Annotated in this window: 19 protein-coding genes and 3 tRNA genes; 4 read left to right on the plus strand and 18 right to left on the minus strand. The window is 64.8% G+C overall.

Annotation, left to right across the window (positions count from 1 at the left end):
* Positions 1 to 1,224 (minus strand): mechanosensitive ion channel family protein, encoded by a 1,224-nt coding sequence (locus ACIQ0W_RS11565; protein WP_396642888.1) that lies wholly within the window; start codon positions 1,222 to 1,224, stop codon positions 1 to 3.
* A gap of 86 nt (positions 1,225 to 1,310) precedes the next feature.
* Positions 1,311 to 2,744, minus strand: a complete 1,434-nt coding sequence (locus ACIQ0W_RS11570; protein WP_396642889.1) for a M23 family metallopeptidase — start codon at positions 2,742 to 2,744, stop codon at positions 1,311 to 1,313.
* A 268-nt stretch (positions 2,745 to 3,012) separates the two neighbouring features.
* On the opposite strand from ACIQ0W_RS11570, the gene ACIQ0W_RS11575 reads away from it, so the two are divergent.
* The 3 genes from ACIQ0W_RS11575 (at position 3,013) to ACIQ0W_RS11585 (ending at position 3,335) form a co-directional block, all read left to right on the plus strand.
* A tRNA-Glu gene (locus ACIQ0W_RS11575) sits at positions 3,013 to 3,085 on the plus strand.
* A gap of 20 nt (positions 3,086 to 3,105) precedes the next feature.
* Positions 3,106 to 3,179: transfer RNA gene (locus tag ACIQ0W_RS11580), tRNA-Asp, on the plus strand.
* Positions 3,180 to 3,262: 83 nt separating this feature from the next.
* A tRNA-Phe gene (locus tag ACIQ0W_RS11585) sits at positions 3,263 to 3,335 on the plus strand.
* Between the two features lie 340 nt (positions 3,336 to 3,675).
* Here the strand turns inward: ACIQ0W_RS11585 and ACIQ0W_RS11590 are convergent.
* The 16 genes from ACIQ0W_RS11590 to ACIQ0W_RS11665 form a co-directional block, all read right to left on the minus strand.
* Positions 3,676 to 4,719, minus strand: coding sequence for a cation diffusion facilitator family transporter (locus tag ACIQ0W_RS11590; RefSeq protein WP_396642890.1), 1,044 nt, complete (start codon positions 4,717 to 4,719; stop codon positions 3,676 to 3,678).
* Positions 4,716 to 5,081: an ArsR/SmtB family transcription factor gene (locus ACIQ0W_RS11595; RefSeq protein ID WP_396642891.1), complete on the minus strand. Its 366-nt coding sequence runs from the start codon at positions 5,079 to 5,081 to the stop codon at positions 4,716 to 4,718. The genes ACIQ0W_RS11590 and ACIQ0W_RS11595 overlap by 4 nt, the downstream gene beginning before the upstream one ends.
* 51 nt (positions 5,082 to 5,132) lie before the next feature.
* Positions 5,133 to 5,444 carry a metal-sensitive transcriptional regulator gene (locus tag ACIQ0W_RS11600; RefSeq protein ID WP_396642892.1) on the minus strand — a complete coding sequence of 104 codons (312 nt, stop codon included), beginning with the start codon at positions 5,442 to 5,444 and terminating at the stop codon, positions 5,133 to 5,135.
* 14 nt (positions 5,445 to 5,458) lie between these two features.
* The gene (locus tag ACIQ0W_RS11605) at positions 5,459 to 7,615 is read right to left on the minus strand and encodes a heavy metal translocating P-type ATPase (protein ID WP_396642893.1); all 2,157 of its coding nucleotides are present in this window, start codon (positions 7,613 to 7,615) and stop codon (positions 5,459 to 5,461) included.
* A 56-nt stretch (positions 7,616 to 7,671) separates the two neighbouring features.
* On the minus strand, positions 7,672 to 7,881 hold the full coding sequence (locus ACIQ0W_RS11610; RefSeq protein WP_396642894.1) for a heavy-metal-associated domain-containing protein: 210 nt from the start codon (positions 7,879 to 7,881) through the stop codon (positions 7,672 to 7,674).
* A 117-nt stretch (positions 7,882 to 7,998) separates the two neighbouring features.
* Positions 7,999 to 8,586: a DUF305 domain-containing protein gene (locus ACIQ0W_RS11615; protein WP_396642895.1), complete on the minus strand. Its 588-nt coding sequence runs from the start codon at positions 8,584 to 8,586 to the stop codon at positions 7,999 to 8,001.
* A 178-nt stretch (positions 8,587 to 8,764) separates the two neighbouring features.
* Positions 8,765 to 9,040 (minus strand): hypothetical protein, encoded by a 276-nt coding sequence (locus ACIQ0W_RS11620; RefSeq protein ID WP_396642896.1) that lies wholly within the window; start codon positions 9,038 to 9,040, stop codon positions 8,765 to 8,767.
* Positions 9,037 to 9,396, minus strand: a complete 360-nt coding sequence (locus ACIQ0W_RS11625) for a hypothetical protein (protein WP_396642897.1) — start codon at positions 9,394 to 9,396, stop codon at positions 9,037 to 9,039. Before ACIQ0W_RS11625 ends, ACIQ0W_RS11620 begins: the two co-directional genes overlap by 4 nt.
* A complete protein-coding gene (locus tag ACIQ0W_RS11630) occupies positions 9,396 to 10,148 on the minus strand; it encodes a hypothetical protein (RefSeq protein ID WP_396642898.1) in 753 nt (250 codons plus the stop codon). Before ACIQ0W_RS11630 ends, ACIQ0W_RS11625 begins: the two co-directional genes overlap by 1 nt.
* 90 nt (positions 10,149 to 10,238) lie before the next feature.
* Positions 10,239 to 10,436 carry a hypothetical protein gene (locus tag ACIQ0W_RS11635; RefSeq protein ID WP_396642899.1) on the minus strand — a complete coding sequence of 66 codons (198 nt, stop codon included), beginning with the start codon at positions 10,434 to 10,436 and terminating at the stop codon, positions 10,239 to 10,241.
* Positions 10,436 to 11,557 (minus strand): tyrosine-type recombinase/integrase, encoded by a 1,122-nt coding sequence (locus tag ACIQ0W_RS11640; RefSeq protein ID WP_396642900.1) that lies wholly within the window; start codon positions 11,555 to 11,557, stop codon positions 10,436 to 10,438. Before ACIQ0W_RS11640 ends, ACIQ0W_RS11635 begins: the two co-directional genes overlap by 1 nt.
* On the minus strand, positions 11,547 to 11,789 hold the full coding sequence (locus ACIQ0W_RS11645; protein ID WP_396642901.1) for a helix-turn-helix transcriptional regulator: 243 nt from the start codon (positions 11,787 to 11,789) through the stop codon (positions 11,547 to 11,549). The genes ACIQ0W_RS11640 and ACIQ0W_RS11645 overlap by 11 nt, the downstream gene beginning before the upstream one ends.
* Positions 11,786 to 13,153, minus strand: a complete 1,368-nt coding sequence (locus ACIQ0W_RS11650) for a replication initiator (protein WP_396642902.1) — start codon at positions 13,151 to 13,153, stop codon at positions 11,786 to 11,788. The genes ACIQ0W_RS11645 and ACIQ0W_RS11650 overlap by 4 nt, the downstream gene beginning before the upstream one ends.
* The gene (locus ACIQ0W_RS11655) at positions 13,140 to 13,562 is read right to left on the minus strand and encodes a hypothetical protein (protein WP_396642903.1); all 423 of its coding nucleotides are present in this window, start codon (positions 13,560 to 13,562) and stop codon (positions 13,140 to 13,142) included. The genes ACIQ0W_RS11650 and ACIQ0W_RS11655 overlap by 14 nt, the downstream gene beginning before the upstream one ends.
* Positions 13,559 to 14,962 carry an FtsK/SpoIIIE domain-containing protein gene (locus ACIQ0W_RS11660; RefSeq protein WP_396642905.1) on the minus strand — a complete coding sequence of 468 codons (1,404 nt, stop codon included), beginning with the start codon at positions 14,960 to 14,962 and terminating at the stop codon, positions 13,559 to 13,561. Before ACIQ0W_RS11660 ends, ACIQ0W_RS11655 begins: the two co-directional genes overlap by 4 nt.
* Positions 14,962 to 15,360, minus strand: coding sequence for a plasmid replication, integration and excision activator (locus tag ACIQ0W_RS11665; RefSeq protein WP_396642906.1), 399 nt, complete (start codon positions 15,358 to 15,360; stop codon positions 14,962 to 14,964). Before ACIQ0W_RS11665 ends, ACIQ0W_RS11660 begins: the two co-directional genes overlap by 1 nt.
* 155 nt (positions 15,361 to 15,515) lie before the next feature.
* On the opposite strand from ACIQ0W_RS11665, the gene ACIQ0W_RS11670 reads away from it, so the two are divergent.
* Complete coding sequence (locus ACIQ0W_RS11670) at positions 15,516 to 16,022, plus strand: hypothetical protein (protein ID WP_396642908.1); 507 nt, start codon at positions 15,516 to 15,518, stop codon at positions 16,020 to 16,022.
* Positions 16,023 to 16,217: the final 195 nt, after the last annotated feature.

A 16,217-nucleotide genomic window follows, 5' to 3' on the forward strand; every position in this document is an offset into this window, starting at 1 on the left:
TCAGTCGTCGTCGCGGGCGGGCTCGAGCAGCGGATGCTCGCGGCTCTGGCGTGCGTCCTCCTGAACGGGGATCGCCGCGGTGAACTCGGATGCCCGGGCCTCACCGTCTGCATTGCCCGAGAAGAGTCCGGCGCGGTCACGCGCTTCGGCGGGCACTGCCGATTTCACGGCCGACGAGCGCTGCTGACCGGGATCGCCGACCAGAACACGCTGTAGCGGCAGGGATGCCGCATCCTCATCGCGCACCCATTCGACGAGGGATTCGCGCACGACGCACCGCAGATCCCAGAGCGCTGCCGAGTCCGCCGCGCTGACCAGCACCCGCACCCGCACCATGCCGCCCGTCGCCTCGGTCACCTGCAGCACCTGCGTGCGGCCATCCCAGAGCGACGACTCGGCCAGCACGGCCTCGAGTCGGGCGCGCATGGCATCCGTCGAGACGCGCCAGTCGACGTCCAGCTCGACCGATCCGACGATTTCGCTGCCGTACTTGGTCCAGTTCTCGAACGCGGTCGAGGTGAAGTAGTTGCAGGGGAGCACGACGGTGCGCTGATCCCAGGTCATGACGACGACGTAGGTCAGCGTGATCTCGTGGATGCGGCCCCACTGGCCGTCGACCACGACGACGTCGTCGACGCGGATCGCTTCCGAGAACGCCAGTTGCACGCCGGCGAATACGTTCGCGAGCACGGACTGCGCGGCGAGACCGGCGACGATCGAGGCGATACCCGCGGACGCCAGGACGCTCGCACCGACGGCTCGCACCCCATCGAAGGTCAGCAGGCTGGCACCGATCGCGACGATCACCACGATGACCACGACGAGACGACGGACGATCTGCAGCTGCGTGTGCAGGCGACGCGCGACGCGGTTGTCGGGTACGTCGAGGCGATAGCGGCTGAGGCTGAGGTCAGCGATGAACAGAAGAAGCTGGCAGACGAGCCAGGCGCCGGATGAGATCAGCCCGATCAGCAGTGCGTGATCGACGACTTCGCGCCAGTCGGCACCGGGGAAGCTGATCGCCACGGCGATCCACACCCCCACGATGAGGAGGGTGACACGGAACGGCCACCGCGCGCGTGTAATGAGTGTGGTCGCCCACTGCCGGTGGCGGGACGTCGTCCGGACGATGACGGACGCGACCGCCGAGATGATGAGGACGGCGACGAGCGCGCCGACGAGGGCGAGGGAAAAGGTCAGAAGTGTTGACCAGGGTTCGGGCACGGGATCTCCGATCGGTCTCTCACCAGGCTAGGCGCGACCCCCCGACCCGACGCAAACCCACGGAAATGTGGTCAGGGATTGCCCAGCTAGATCGAGATGCCCCGGGCGCGCATGAACACTTCCGGGTTCGTGCGAACGCCGTTGATCCATACCTCGAAGTGCAGGTGGCATCCGTATGACAAGCCCGTCATGCCCTCGCGTCCGATCAGCTGTCCGGCGCTGACGCTCGCACCGTAGCCGACCATGAAGCCGCCGTTCTGGATGTGCGAGTACCGCGTCACGACGCCGCCGCCATGGTTGATGTGGATCTGGTTCCCACTCTGCCCGTTGGCTGCGGCATAGGTCACGCGCCCGCTGTATGCGGCGAAAACACCGGCGCCGCAGCCGGTAGACATGTCGGTGCCGTTGTGGTGGCCGGTGCATCCGTATCCTGGCGTGCACAGCGTGGCGCGCGCGCCGTAGCGGTCACTCGGGCGGCCGCTGGACGGGCGCGCCCAGCCGGTGGTGCCGACCTGTCCGCCGGCTCCTCCGCCACCGCCGCCGCCACCGCCACCGCCACCACCGCCACTGTTCGCAGCGGCGGCCGCAGCGGCTTCCGCGGCGAGGCGACGCGCTTCTTCCTCCGCACGACGCCGAGCCTCTTCTTCGGCCTTGCGCTTTGCTTCGACGCCCGCCTGGTAGCCGGCGACCGTCTGTGCGGTCTGGTCCTTGAGGGCGGCGAGCTGCGCCTCGAGCACGACGAGGTGCTCGGACTGGGCATCCAGCGCGGCCTGGGCGGCATCCGCTGCCGCCTGGGATTCGACCATCTTCTGCTCGGCGACCTGCTTCAGGCGATCACGCTCGTCACGGGCGACGGATGCCTGATCGCTCAGGGACTGCGCCGAGTTCTGGGCCGTGACGGCGCTGGCGAAGGTGTCTTTGTTGCGCTCGAGCACCTTGTCCATGCGGCCGAGGCGCCCGAGCAGGTCGTCTGCCCCTGACGCGGACCCGGTGAAGAACAGTTCGAGGGAGGTGTCGTCGCCGCCGCTGCGATAGAGCTGCGAGGCGACCTTGCCCGCGCGCTGTGAGGCCGCGCTGGCCGCCGCACCCTGCGCATCCGCTTGCGCCTGCAGGTCGTCGGCGATCATGACCGAGTTGAGGTATTCCTCCTCAGCCTCGAAGTACTCCATCGAGGCCTGCTCGGCGGCGGCCTGTGTGGCTGCGACGTTGGCCTGGAGCTGGTTGATGAGGCCCTCGATGCGAGTGACCTCGCTGGCCTTGGATGCCTCGTTACCCTTCGCGCGCTGGACGTCGTCCCACGAGGGATAGGTCGCGGCGAACGCGGCGGGAAGCATCGGTCCGCCCATCGCACCGGCGGCGACCAGGCCGAGCGCACCGGCGCCGAGCAGCCAGCGGCGGGATACGGAGCGCTTCGCGATCGCGGCGTTCGCCCGCATCTCGGCTGGCGTCGGAGCGCAGCCACAGTCCGGTTCGGGACCGGACGCGTCGCGCACGAAGGCATCGCCGTGCAGAGCTGACACGTCGTTCCTCCCGATCGCTACGCCAGTAACATGAATCACACTAACAACATCTTTAACATCCGCAACGTTATCGGCGTTCGACGCTCGCTGATCCGCGGCATGCACCGCGTGTCTCAGCCACACGAAAGAGAGCAGCCACAAGCACACCTCGACCCCCAGCATCCCCCTCCGTCGTCGCACAGCGCGGCGGACGCGCCCGCGATTGGCGGTTTGGTCGGGGAATGCGTATGCTTGATCGTCGGTAAGCGTGAGCCCCTGGGGTTCATTCGGCCCCATCGTTTAGCGGCCTAGGACGCCGCCCTTTCACGGCGGTAGCACGGGTTCGAATCCCGTTGGGGTCACTCGTACAACTAAATAGCATGGCCCTGTAGCGCAGTTGGTTAGCGTGCCGCCCTGTCACGGCGGAGGTCGCGGGTTCAAGTCCCGTCAGGGTCGCTCTAAGCGACGGGCCCTTTCTTTTTGAGAGGGCCTTTCGTCTAGATCGCGACAGTCCCGCTTTTTCGAAGCGGATGCCGCGAGGCTCTGTAGCTCAGTTGGTAGAGCGCACGACTGAAAATCGTGAGGTCACGGGATCGACGCCCGTCGGAGCCACTGGCCCTTCTTCAGGCTTCTACTGGAGGAGGGTCTTTTATTTTGCCTGGTCAGGGCGGTTTTCTTTTCGGTCATTGAGCGAGCGAAGCGAGACGAAACACCTTCCTCCGATGTCGATTTGCCGCCCTTATCGTGCGCTTGGGCCGGTCCGGGGCCGGTCGAGGCCCTGAAACGGTGTGCGATTGACTGTGGGAATCGTGTCGCGATGACACAAGCTGGCCATAGCCGACACACCCTCCGCTCCGCCAGCACCGTGCGTCAGGAAACTCTCTACTGATGGATGCGGAAACCTGTTCGGGCTTTCCTGTGAGGTCTGCGTAGCAATCGGCGATGCAACTAGCTATTTAGCGGTGAAGTGATCTGCAACTCCGCCGGTAGTTGTCATGCTTACAAGGAACTCATCGACGTTCGGGAGGTGTTCGCGGACGCTGCGAGCCGCCTGGGCGCTGACCTGATCGAGTTGTTCTCGCGAGGCCTTGGAATCCACGGTGAGGATCGCGTCGCCCTCGAGCCGGTGCCCGTTCCAGCGAAGTCTGATGCGGTCTACACGGTCGATGCCGTCGACGTGGTGGAGGGCATGCGCGACCTTGTCGACGAGCTCGGGTTCGACACCGTCGAGCAGGCGGCGGCCGACGCTGCGAATCGTGCCGATGAGCAGGATGAAGATCGCTGCGGAAATGATCAGGCCAACGATCGGGTCGGCGAGGGGGAAGCCGAGGAGAACGCCGATGCCTCCGGCGACGACCGCCAGTGAGGTGAATCCGTCGGTGCGGGCGTGGATGCCGTCGGCGACGAGCGCTGCGGAGCCGATGCGTTGGCCGACGCGGATGCGGTAGATCGCGACGATCTCGTTGCCGAGGAATCCGATGATTCCCGCTGCGATGACCCAGCCGATGTTGTCGAGGGGTTGCGGGTGGAGGATTCGGTCGATGGATTGCCAGGCGGCGACGATGGCGGACAGCGCGACGACGAAGACGATGAAGAGTCCGGCGAGGTCTTCGGCGCGACCGAGACCGTAGGTGTATCGGCGTGACGCGGCTCGTCGTCCGAGGATGAATGCGACCCAGAGCGGGACGGCGGTGAGCGCGTCGGAGAAGTTGTGGACGGTGTCGGCGAGGAGGGCCACGGAGCCGCTGAAAACGACGACGATCGCTTGCAGGACGGTCGTGGCGAGCAGGATGAGCAGACTGATCTTGAGCGCCCGGATGCCCGAGTTGTTCGCTTCCAACGCGTCATCGATCGAGTCCGCTGCGTCGTGTGAGTGCGGGACGAACAGACCGTGGAGGAACCCCTTCAGCCCGGTCGGATGATGGTGCTCGCCATGTGAATTGTCATGGTCGTGGTGTGCATGCTCATCGTGGGGATGCGAGTGCTGGGCATTCATTCGCCCACCCGATCGGTGTGGTGGTGACGGGGAGTGCCGCCCAGTGAGTGTTCGGCTTGGTAGATGGCGTCGGCGACCAGCCGGGACGCGTGCTCGTTCTCGAGCCGGTAGAACACCCGTTGCCCGTCCTGTCGGGTCGAGACGATCCGCGCCAAACGCAGCTTGGCAAGATGCTGGGACACCGCTGCCGGGGACTTGTCGACCGCCTCGGCGAGGCTGTTCACGGAAAGCTCCTGAGCGTCTTGGAGAGCCAGTACGATCCGCACCCTTGTGGCATCCGCGAGCATCCCGAACACTTCGACCGCCAACTCGACATACGAACTGTCCGGACGATATCCGCATTCCTGCGTATCTGCGCTCATACGCAGACTATATCAGACGTGCGCGAAAGTGGTCCCGTGGCGTGGTCGGGGTCAGGAGCGGACGAGTCGGGCGATGGCGTCGCTGGCTTCCTTGATCTTCGCGTCGGCTTCGTCCCCTCCCGCGCGGGCGGCGTCGACGACACAGTGTTTGAGGTGGTCGTCGAGGAGGCCGATGGCGACGGCTTGCAGAGCGTTGGTGAGCGCGCTGATCTGGGTGAGGATGTCGATGCAGTACTTCTCGTCATCGACCATCTTGGAGATTCCCCGCGCTTGCCCCTCGATGCGCTTGAGCCTGCTGAGGTACCGCTCCTTATCGGTGATGTAGCCGTGGTGGTGGGCGGGCGAGTCTGAGGCGGCGGTCATCAGCGGGCTCCGTTCTAGCGGTCCAGGATCATTCGGGTGCTGTTTTCAGGGGTGAGGTCCAGGCGTCGCAGGAGTTGGGCGTTGAGGGCGACGACGACCGTGGACAGTGACATCAGGATCGCACCGACGGACATCGGGAGGACGAATCCAATGGGTGCGAGCACGCCGGCGGCGAGGGGGACGGAGATCAGGTTGTAGCCGGCGGCCCACCAGAGGTTCTGCTTCATCTTGCGGTAGCTGGCCCGGGACAGTTCGATCACCGAGAGCACCGAGCGGGGGTCGGAGCTGGCGAGGATCACGCCGGCGGAGGCGATCGCGACGTCGGTTCCTGCACCGATCGCGATGCCGACGTCGGCTTGGGCGAGGGCGGGTGCGTCGTTGACGCCATCGCCGATCATCGCGACCTTCTTGCCCTCGGCTTGCAGCTCGGCGATCTTGGCGGACTTGTCCTCGGGGCGGACGCCGGCGAAGACACGGTCGATGCCCAGTTCCTCGCCCACGGCATTGGCGACGGCTTCGGCGTCACCGGTGATCATCACGACCTCGATGCCGAGCTTGTGCAGCGCCTCGACAGCCTCGCGGGATTCGGGGCGGATCTCGTCGGCGAGCTTGAGCCCCCCGATCACCGTGCCGTCCTGGACGACATGGAGGATGATCGCCCCCTCGGCGCGCCATGCCTCTGCAGAGTCCACCTCAGCGGCACCGACCTCTTCGAGCAGACGGGGACCGCCAACACGAACCTTGGCGCCGTCCACGGTCGCGGTGACACCGACGGAAGGTGAGGACGTAAACCCGCTCGCGGCAGCCAACGTGAGGTTGCGCCCCTGTGCGGCACGGACGATCGCTCGGGCGAGAGGGTGCTCGCTATCCGCTTCGGCGGCTGCCGCAACGGCAAGGACGGTGTCGGCGTCGTGGCCAGCGGTAGGGGCGATGTCTGTGACGGTCGGTTCGCCCTTGGTGAGGGTGCCGGTCTTGTCGAACAGGACGGCGTCGATGGTGCGCATGCTTTCCAGCGCGAGCCGGTCCTTGATCAGCACGCCACCACGCGCGGCGCGTTCGGTGGAGATCGATACTACGAGCGGGATCGCTAGACCGAGGGCGTGGGGGCACGCGATCACCAGAACGGTGACGGTTCGGATGACCGCGGCGTCCGGATTTCCGATCACCGTCCACACGATCGCGGTGATTGCCGCAGAACCGAGCGCGAACCAGAACAGCCAGCCTGCGGCCCGGTCTGCGATCCGCTGCGCACGAGAGCTGGAATTCTGCGCCTCTGTGACCAGCTTTTGAATTCCGGCGAGAGTCGTGTCATCGCCGGTTGCAGTGACCTCCACGCGCAGCCCGGAGTCGGTAGCGACCGTCCCTGCCGTGACAGAATCACCAGTCCCACGGGTGACCGGACGCGATTCGCCTGTGACCATGGAATTATCTATGTCCGCTTGGCCGTCGACGATTTTCCCGTCGGCGGGAACGCTGCCACCGGGGCGGACCACGACGACATCTCCGATTTTCAGGTCGGCGGGTGCCACCTTCACGATCTGGTCGCCGTCGATCCGTTCCGCCTCATCGGGCAGGAGCGCGGCAAGAGAGTCGAGCGCGGAGGTGGTCTGGGCGAGGGAGCGCATCTCCACCCAGTGCCCGAGGAGCATGATCACGATCAGGAGAGCCAGCTCCCACCAGAATTCCAGCTGATGATCCAGCAGGCCCAGGCTTGCACCCCAGGAGGCAAGGAACGCGACCGTTATCGCGAGGCCGATCAGCAGCATCATCCCAGGGGTCCGAGAACGGAGCTCGCTGATCGCACCAGTCAGGAACGGCCAGCCACCCCAGAAATACATCACCGTGCCGATCACCGGGGCGATCAGATTCACGCCAGGGAATTCCGGCAACGAGTAGCCCAAGAGCATGGCGAACATGCTCGAGAACCCCACCACCGGGATCGCCAGCAGCAGGTTGATCCAGAACAACCGGCGGAACTGCCCGACGTGATCACCATGCCCCGCATGGCCACCGTGCCCGGCGCCCCCACCGTGATCGTCGTGCCTCACATGACCACCGCTCTGAGGCGCATGTTCGTGTGCGCTGTTGTCCTGGTCGGGGCTGGTCGCTAGGGAGTGGGCAGTGCCCTGGGTGTCCGCTTCGGTGTGCCGGTGAACGTGCGGGTCAGTCATGGAATCCTCCGGGATCCGAAAAGTACTGCAAACTTGGCGTCGACCTGCGCGATGGATCAGGCCAATGCGGCCTGGTAGCCTGCGCGAGAAACAGCGGCAACGACCGCAGAGGCGTCCAGCGGTGCAGAACTGGAGACGGTGAGCGATCCAGTCGCGGCGCTCACCTCCACCGTGTCGACCTCAGGCATCTGCGCAACCTGTTCGCGGACCGAGTTCTCGCAATACCCGCACGACATCCCCGCCACTCGGAAGACTTCCGTCACCATCGATCTCTCCTCACTCTCGTTATACCCCCAGGGGGTACCTGACTCGATCCAACCATGGAGATCAGTCGACTATTCCGTCGCGGCTCCACCAGGTCGCTTGTTGTGTGGACTGGGCGCTCACTCCGTCGGGCATTGCCGCTCGGCGCTGACGTCGTATTCGGGCACGGGTCGGTCGGCGGCTTCCGCGGCGGTCGCGGCGACGCCGTTCTCCTGGATGTCTTGGACCAACCACTCCATCTCGAAAATCTCGCGCCGCTGGGCTTCGCTGATCCCGACAGCCAGCTCACACACCCGGACGTCAGCGATCTGGGCACGTTCCGAACGGGTGATTGCGAGGGAGTGGTGCGGGATCATCCCGTTCATGAAGCCGGTGTCATCGACGAGGATCTGGCTGCGATCCAGCGCGATACCGCCACCGATGAACAGCAGGCTCACCACGATGACGATGATGTTCGCTTTGGTGTTCTTGTACATGTTCAGCATCCAGGCGAGCATCACCAAGCCCATGGTGCCGCCCATGGTGACCGCCATGAAGACCCGACTCTCGCTGAATCGGATGTGGCTCCATTCCCAGGAACCGGCGAACATCACCCAATACATGACGACCATCGCCGTCAGCAGCATCGCCCCGAACCGGGCGTACATCGTCAACATCTTCCGCCGGTCGCTCCGGTCGTTCTCGGCGGCTTCCGCGTGAGAGGTCATCACCGTCTCCTTAGCTCTCGCGTTCGCGCCCCAGAACCGGTGTGAACGGGGCGAGTTCAGGCGAAAAAGCTAACGACACGACCGTCGTTGCGGGAACCTGGTTGATACCCCTACCGGGTTATGGTAGACCGCCAGCTTTCGACGGTGCTAGGTCATGGTGGCCGGAAGCAGGACGCAATTAGCCATTCCTTGTTCGCTCATCTCGCTCGAGGATTCGCCGGTACGCGTCTTCGTCGATCAGGTCAATCATGAATGCGTACTCGACCACTTCGAAGCTGTTCGGGCGAGACTCCCAATCATCCGCGAGACCGCGGTTGCGATGCTTCGGCTCGAAATCCCACGACTGAAGCGTGGTGACGAGCTGATCCTGTGAGATCTCGCCGCGCTCGGCGCTACGAACAACGTCCATGGCTGTCGTTGCGTCGATGCGACCCTTCTTTCCGTCGAGATTCATGGGTTCCAGTGCGAGCTTCGCGGGTTCACCCCCTCTGCGAATCGCCGAATCAGCTTGCGGTCAGTATCGTCGTCACGCTCGACCCCGGCTCCGTCGACCACATACAGAGCGAAGACATCGCTACCGAGTTTGTGGTCGAAGCGCGCCTCGGTCGCGGCCTCCACGAGATCCCAGTTTCTGACCTGGATTGACATCCTGCCTGCCCGACCGAAGGTGTACGCGGGTTCAAGCTCGGAGAACCAGAACCACTGATCCTCGAGGCGAACGGCAAACCCGTTGGCGCGCTCGAGGTGGGGTGCGCTCATGGGACGCTTGAGCCGATTGACTTGAACGACATCGTCGTACTCGACCCGCATCAGGACTCCTCCCTATAGACGCTGACTTCCCATCCCGGTGCCTGCCGGTCTTCCTCGAGCGAACCACACACGGCCGACAGCGGCGGCGGGACCAGCCAATCGTTCCAGCGCTCCGTCTCGCCCTTGTCTCCCGCAGCGAACCGGTCGGGCTGCTCCCATGCGTCCCAGGCGAGCTCGAGCACGTGGTGCTCGACGACGAGAGCAGCCCACCGGTTGGCGAAGGTCTTACGATCGACGACCGCTGCGGTGGCACCTCCCACCGCGACAACCCGCTTGCTCCCGACTCTGGTCAAGCCGACCTTGAACTGTCCGAGTCGAGGGAGATGTAGGAGATACACCTGATGAGGCTCCCACCGTCCTCGGTCGACATGCGGGTCGTTAGCGGAGCGCGGCGGGTACGTCAGACAGGTTCGGGCGTATCCGAGCCAGTCGGACCGGATACGCTGAATGCGCTCCAGCGGATTATTCCGAACGAACACCTCCCAGACGAACGTGACGGTCTGCGCAGTCAGGTCAGCCTCTGCGCGACGATCGGCCCGAAGCCAGGCGCGGCTCTGCGGCTGACGCGGGATGGACTGCCACCAGTACAGCTTCGAGCGGGCCTGGTCGGGCAACGGGCGTCCGATCAAGGTTTCGATCTCCGCGAACGACAGGACGGCATCCTCTGCCGGATCTACGTCACGAAGGTAGTCGCCGAGCGGCGTGTAGATGAGTTCGAGCCGAGACAACGGCTCATCAGATTCGGTTGCCATCATGCATTCCTCTCCGTTAGTGAGGACGGGCTCGCCCTCGCTGCATATACGCCCGGTCGTGAGGGTTTCGCGGACAAACGGGTTTCACATTCACGGCCACCGTTCGAAAACGTCATGCAGCGCGTCGACCTGCGAGAGCGACCGTGCGATGTGAGCCAGCTCGAATTCATCCGCAAAGTCGTCAGCGTTCGAGCGCAGGAGGCCGCGGTAGTCGCCCAGCGCGCTGACGAGGCTCGCGTGGCACTCCGGATTGGCGAGCAGCTCATCCAGCTCGTTGTGAACATTCATCACTGTCCCGCCTCGAAGAGTGAGTCGATCGCGGCTGCAGCCCGGCGAGCAACGTCCGAACGGGCGCGGCTATACCGTTCCGTCATCTGCATGCTCGAGTGCCCCAGCACGGCCTGAACATCGTTCGCCGAGGCGCCGGCGTCGAACAGCATTGTCGCGAGCGTGTGTCGGAGGTCGTGAAGGCGCAGGTCGTCGCGATTCAGCGTCGTCCGCAGCGTTTTCCAATCGACGGCGCGGCGGACGTTCGATGTGTTGATGCGTCCACCCCGAGGACCTGTGAACACGAGGTCACCGCGATGCTTGCCTGCCATCGCCTCGGCAAGCGGCGCCACGAGCGGCGTCGGGATCGGCACGTCTCGCTCTTTGTGGCTTTTCGGGGTCAGTTCGACGCCTCGGCCGTCTGCGCCGATACTGAAGGCCCGGCGAACATGGATCGTGCGGTGCGCAATGTCGACGTCCTCGATGCGCAATGCCGTCGCCTCATTGGCGCGCATGCCTGTGTAGACGAGAGCGGCGATATAGCGTCGGTAGTGTGCATCATTGATCGCCGATAGCAGCGTCGGCACCTCCGCAGCCGTGAGCGCACGAGAGCGCAGACTCGTCGCCGTCTCAGACCTCGGCCTACGAGCGAGACGCGCCTGGTTCAGCGGAACGAGATGCGCGCGGACAGCGCCGTCGAGCAGCCGACTCAGCACCGAGAGTGCGTCGATCCGCGTCGAGGTGCTTCCCTCCCATCCGGTGATCGCCTCCTCGATACCCCCACCCGTCAGCTTCTCGAGCTTCACGTGGCCGAGCCACGGCTTCACCCGCAATCGCCAGGCACGTTCGTAGGCCCGTGCAGTCGATGCACGAACACTGCCCTCGATTACTACCCAGTGGCGCGAGTGCCACTGCGTGAGTGTCATATCGCCGTCGGGGTAGCGCCGAGTGAGTGTCTCCGAGCGCAGCTTCTTCGCCTCGGCAAGCGTCCCGACGTAGGACGTGCGCTCGCGTTGCTCTCCATTCAGGCCTATCGCCCACACGCGCACCTGGTACTTTCCGCGGTCCTTTCGGAAGCGGATGCCCTCCGGTAGCGGGCGCCGGGTCTTCGGATCGATTCGCTCGCCGCGATCAGCTGACACCGCGAGTACCGCCGGCCTCGAGGAAAGCTGTCACCGTCGAAGCACGCCAGAGCATGTGCTTGCCCATGTGCGCGTCGGGAAACGGGAACCGATTCTGACGCCGCAGCGAGTCGAACGTCGACATCGGCACGCGGCAGAGGGCAGCGGCCTCACGCCGGGTCAGATAGTCGACCTGATCGGCGTGGTCGATGTCCACGGTTTCCTGGTCGTCTGCGAGCGTGTGAACGGTCATGTCGTGCTCCTTTCGTTTGGTGGCATATTGCGATCGTGTGCGCGTTGCTTTCGCCACTCACGCGCTGCATTTGCGGCTTCGGTCGCCAGGGCTTTGTCGCCGTCGGTGAGCCAGCCCATGCCGGCGTAAGCCCAGGAGCCCACAACGAGGATCTCGTCGGCCGCGACAGCGTCTGTCTGCTTGGTCTTATCGAGGAGCGAGTTGAGCCGCCACGCGCGACGGGCGCCTCGGAGCGCGCCGAGTGTGACGGAGTATCGCCGTGACTTCGTCGAGAAATGCCCGCGGAAGCCGAGCATCCCGTCCCACTTGTGCAGTTGCGCGTACGGACCCTTTGGATCCGCGAACCTGGCCAGGTGCCGGACCGTGTTCTTGATGCGCTGGATATGGTCGCGTCCGCCGCTTGCCGGCTCGAGGTCGTCGGTCGCTTTGGTGGCGTATTTCGCGATGTACGCGGCGACGGCACGGTCAGACAGGGAGCCATCGAGTCCGTCACGACGGACGATCGCGCGAGCATCGAACTGCGATCCCCAGCGCAGCTCGCGGTATGTGTCGTCTCCCTGTATGGGCGCGACAACGACGCGTGTCTTTTTCACCGACACACCGATCGCCTCCACTAGATGGCCGGTCGTAATGAACGACGGCGCAGGCGGGAACGGTTCGACGGGGTCGACACCGTCGAGGCGAATGATGGCGTGGAAGTGCACAACCCCGCGACGTTGGAACTCGGCGACCTTCGCGAACTGAACGCGCACCATGGTCGACGCCTCGCGTTGCGAAACACCAAGCGAATGCGCCAGTTCACGACGAAGGCTGATCGTGAAGCGACGCCACAACTCTGGGGCGTGATACTGCCAGACGACCTGGCCGGCGTAGTCATAGCAGTCCGCGCAGACCGCATCGCCCCGTTGCGCGTCAGCATCACCGTGCCCGCATCGGCACGCACGCGGCATCCCGTGTTCGCACTCGCCCGCACGGCGATCCGTGGCAGTCGAGTGCACGGCTCCGAACGATGGCGCTGTGAGGGTCAAGAAGACCATTGGATGCGTCGCCACCGCTTCGGGAACGTTCTTCATCCCGCCAGCCGCACCGGCCATGATCATGTGCCAGGTGTCGCCCTTGTACTCGTGACTGCACGATGCACACCGCGTCGCACGACGATTGCCGCAGCGAGTGAACGTCAACCCGTCGGGTTCGCGCGAGGACGCGTAATCTGCGAGCACCTCGCCCGTCGGCCCGTGCAGCGTCGTGGACGAGCCGACGAGCCTGACCGGGCGACTGCAGTATCCGGTAGCGGCCGCATTACCCATCCATCGGTCGTAGTCGGGACTCCGCAGACGACGCGCGACGGATTCAGCGAGAGGCATCTGTCACCACCACCGGAACCGCGCACCCGATGTCATACGTGACCGCCGAGTAGTAATCGTCGAACCACACGATCCGGCAAATCTCGTCGCTCTCCCCCAGCTCTCGGCGCAGCTCCTGCCACTTCAGGATGGCGGCGTCCGAACAGGTGTCGTTGGCGATTGTCGGACCATAGCTGTCGAGGCCTGCCTGCCCGACTGAGGGCTCGGTGTACTTCGCCCGCTTGACGAGGGCGTCGCGATCCCAGTACTCCCCCAGGTTGCACGGCGCTGTCCGGAACGCGGGCAGCGCCTGCTCTTCCTGCGGGGCCGACGGCATCGCATCGGACGGCGCGGTTCCACTGCATCCGGAGATAACGACGGCGAGTGCGATGACACCGCCGGCCGAGGCGCGGGCTACTGAACGGTTCATGATGCTTCCTTTCGTGAGGTGCGGCGAGGTTGCCGCGGCGCGCGAGCCGGACGTTCCGGGGCGGTGGGCGATTCGGGAATGACTACGGGGACGTGACGTGGCGCAGGGAATCGATGCGCGGCGTCGCGAATCATGTCGTCGGTGATCAGACCGGCGCGTACTCGAATGGGTGCTGTGCCGTCCTCGGGGAGCACATAGGCAACGCCCGGAGTGTCCGGCGAAATCTGATGACAAAACGCACCGGCGGCCACCGCACCGTCGCCGAGAACCATGGCGGTCTCGATCCCGTCTCGCAAACGAAGGCCGACTGTCTGCGTGAACAGACCCCGCGCGGGCAATGTCTCCTTACGCGGGTCTTGGAGGCAGGCGAAGACGATGAACCCAACAGCTCGCCCCTGAGACGCAAGGGTCGCGATCGCGGAGTTCGCGCGTCGCATCAGATCGCGGTCAGTCTCATACGCGGTGAGCGCTGCAAGTTCGTCGATCAGAATGACGACGGTGGGACTACCAGCAGCTGCAACATGCTGCCTCGTACGACCCGCGAGATGCCGGGCACGCGCCTGCATCGCGTTGACAGCCTCCTCGAGCAGGACGACCGATCGTTCCGCCTCCGCCGCAAACCGAGTCAGGAGCGGCTGTCCCATAGCGAGTTCCATCCCGCCCTTGCGATCGATGCCCCAGATCTCGACCAGGCCACTGTGGATCGGCTGCGCCAATCCGAGAAGCAGTCCCCAGACGAGCGAAGCTTTGCCGCTACCCGACGAGCCGGCGACGAGGGTGTGAGGACCGAGACGAAGCCTCCAAGGCGAGCCGCCGTTCGCCCTCCCCATCACCACGGTTCGCCCGTCCCACGCTTCGCCGTAACCGAGGGAGAACGGCTGCGCGAGGGCGTCTCCGTACTCGAGGCGCAGAATCAACTGACCGATCGACACCCCGTGGACAGTCGCCTCTCTCGCGCCAAACGCTTGAGCAAGCAAGCCAGCGTGCGCTTGGAGGTGCTCTCGCCCAAGCCCCTGCGGAAGGCCGACCGGCGCCGCGCAGGTCCACCCCTCCCACTGAGGCTGTCCTATGCCGGCGACCACCACCCCGCCGCCCATGCTGCGAGCGGACAGTCCCAGGCGCATTGCCACGTCAGGCCACGTCGCGACGATGTTCCTTGCCGCGTCGCGCTTCCACTTGTCGGCGTCTGCATGAGGCATCCGTCTCGACGTGATGACGAGCCAGGTTAGAAACAGCGCCGGCACGACAACCAGCGCCCAATTGAATGCGATCTGGACCGCCGGAACCGCGGGAAGCAGCGTCATACCCCATACGACAGCGAGAACCCACCACCAACGCCGCCACAGGAGCGCGAACTCATCGCCCCATGTGCGCAGGCTGCGCGGCGTGGTGGCGGCCATCACTCGCCCCCGCGCTGCTTCGGGGCCGGCTTCATCTCGATCGCGCGAAGCGAGTATGCAACGCGCGGGCGACCATTGTTCTCCTTCACGTAGGGCGTGACCGTCAGTCCCTCGAAGACTGCGGGGCGGAACGGCAGACCATTCATCTCGGGCGGGAGCTGCGGCTCCACGATGCTGATGAGCTTTACGGTCACCTCGCCCTGCCCCTTGCGAGCTTCGGGGTCGGCGTCGATCACGCGAACCTGCCAGAGCGGGTGACCGCTGTTGCGATCCGCGTCCTGGCCGCCGAGCGTGCCGTCGTCGTTCCACTTCATGACACGTTCGACCTCTCCGACGACGAACGCGCCGCGCGGGAAGAACGCCTCGAAACTGACCGGAATTGCTGACTGCAGTGCCATCTCTGGCTCCTCTCAATTGGAACTGTTAGGAGCAGTCTGCATCACTTTCGTTACTGGTGTCAACATTTGTTTAATGCGCAAGCAGACGTTGCCGCCATCGACATTCGGGAAGGCTCGACACTTAGCGATAACCTCGACTGCAGAGAGGGGCCAACGTGGCAGGGGATGTCGAGTTGCCGTGGGGAACGATGCCCACTGTTGTCGTCGAGCTCGCGAAGGTTCTCGCAGCCAAGGCGGCTGCCGCGTCTTCCCATGCGCAGAAGATCAAGTGGCCGACGGAGCCGGGCGACATCCAAGATCAGCTTCGCCTCGCCATCGGAGACGCGCACAAGATCACCAAGGCCGGCACGGACCTACGTGCACTGTTGTCCGCCTACGCACACAGATTTCACAGTCCCAGGCCCGTCATCTCCGACCTCGCTCGAGCGCAAGACACGAGTTCGCAGGGATTCATTCGGCGCTATTCAGCCGAGACCGTCGACGCGGTCAGCTCACTTGTCTCTGAAGCGCCGGACGTGAATCTCATTTTGGATGCGTTTCCGTCCGTCTCCATGGCGGACCTTCGCGGACTCGGCGGCACACTCGCTGCCGCCGTCGAGCGATTGAACGCCGAAGGCCAGCATGGGCGTCGGCGCCGACCAGCTCGTTCGGCCGACCTGTGAGAACTTTCCTTACTCATTCAAGGCCGGCCTGCGGCCGGCGCACGCTGACGCGCGCCAGCCTGCGGTGCGTCCGGTCCTCGCTTCGCTCCGGTCCGGGCGCTCCTCGGCAGCCGCGCCCCCGCGTTCTTCCAGGAAGAATCGCTTGACCGCCCGCACTGCCAGCGAAACGCCAGTGTCTGAGGCCCGAGATAGCTT

The sequence above is a fragment of the Microbacterium sp. genome, assembly GCF_044340635.1.
Lineage (GTDB): Bacteria > Actinomycetota > Actinomycetes > Actinomycetales > Microbacteriaceae > Microbacterium.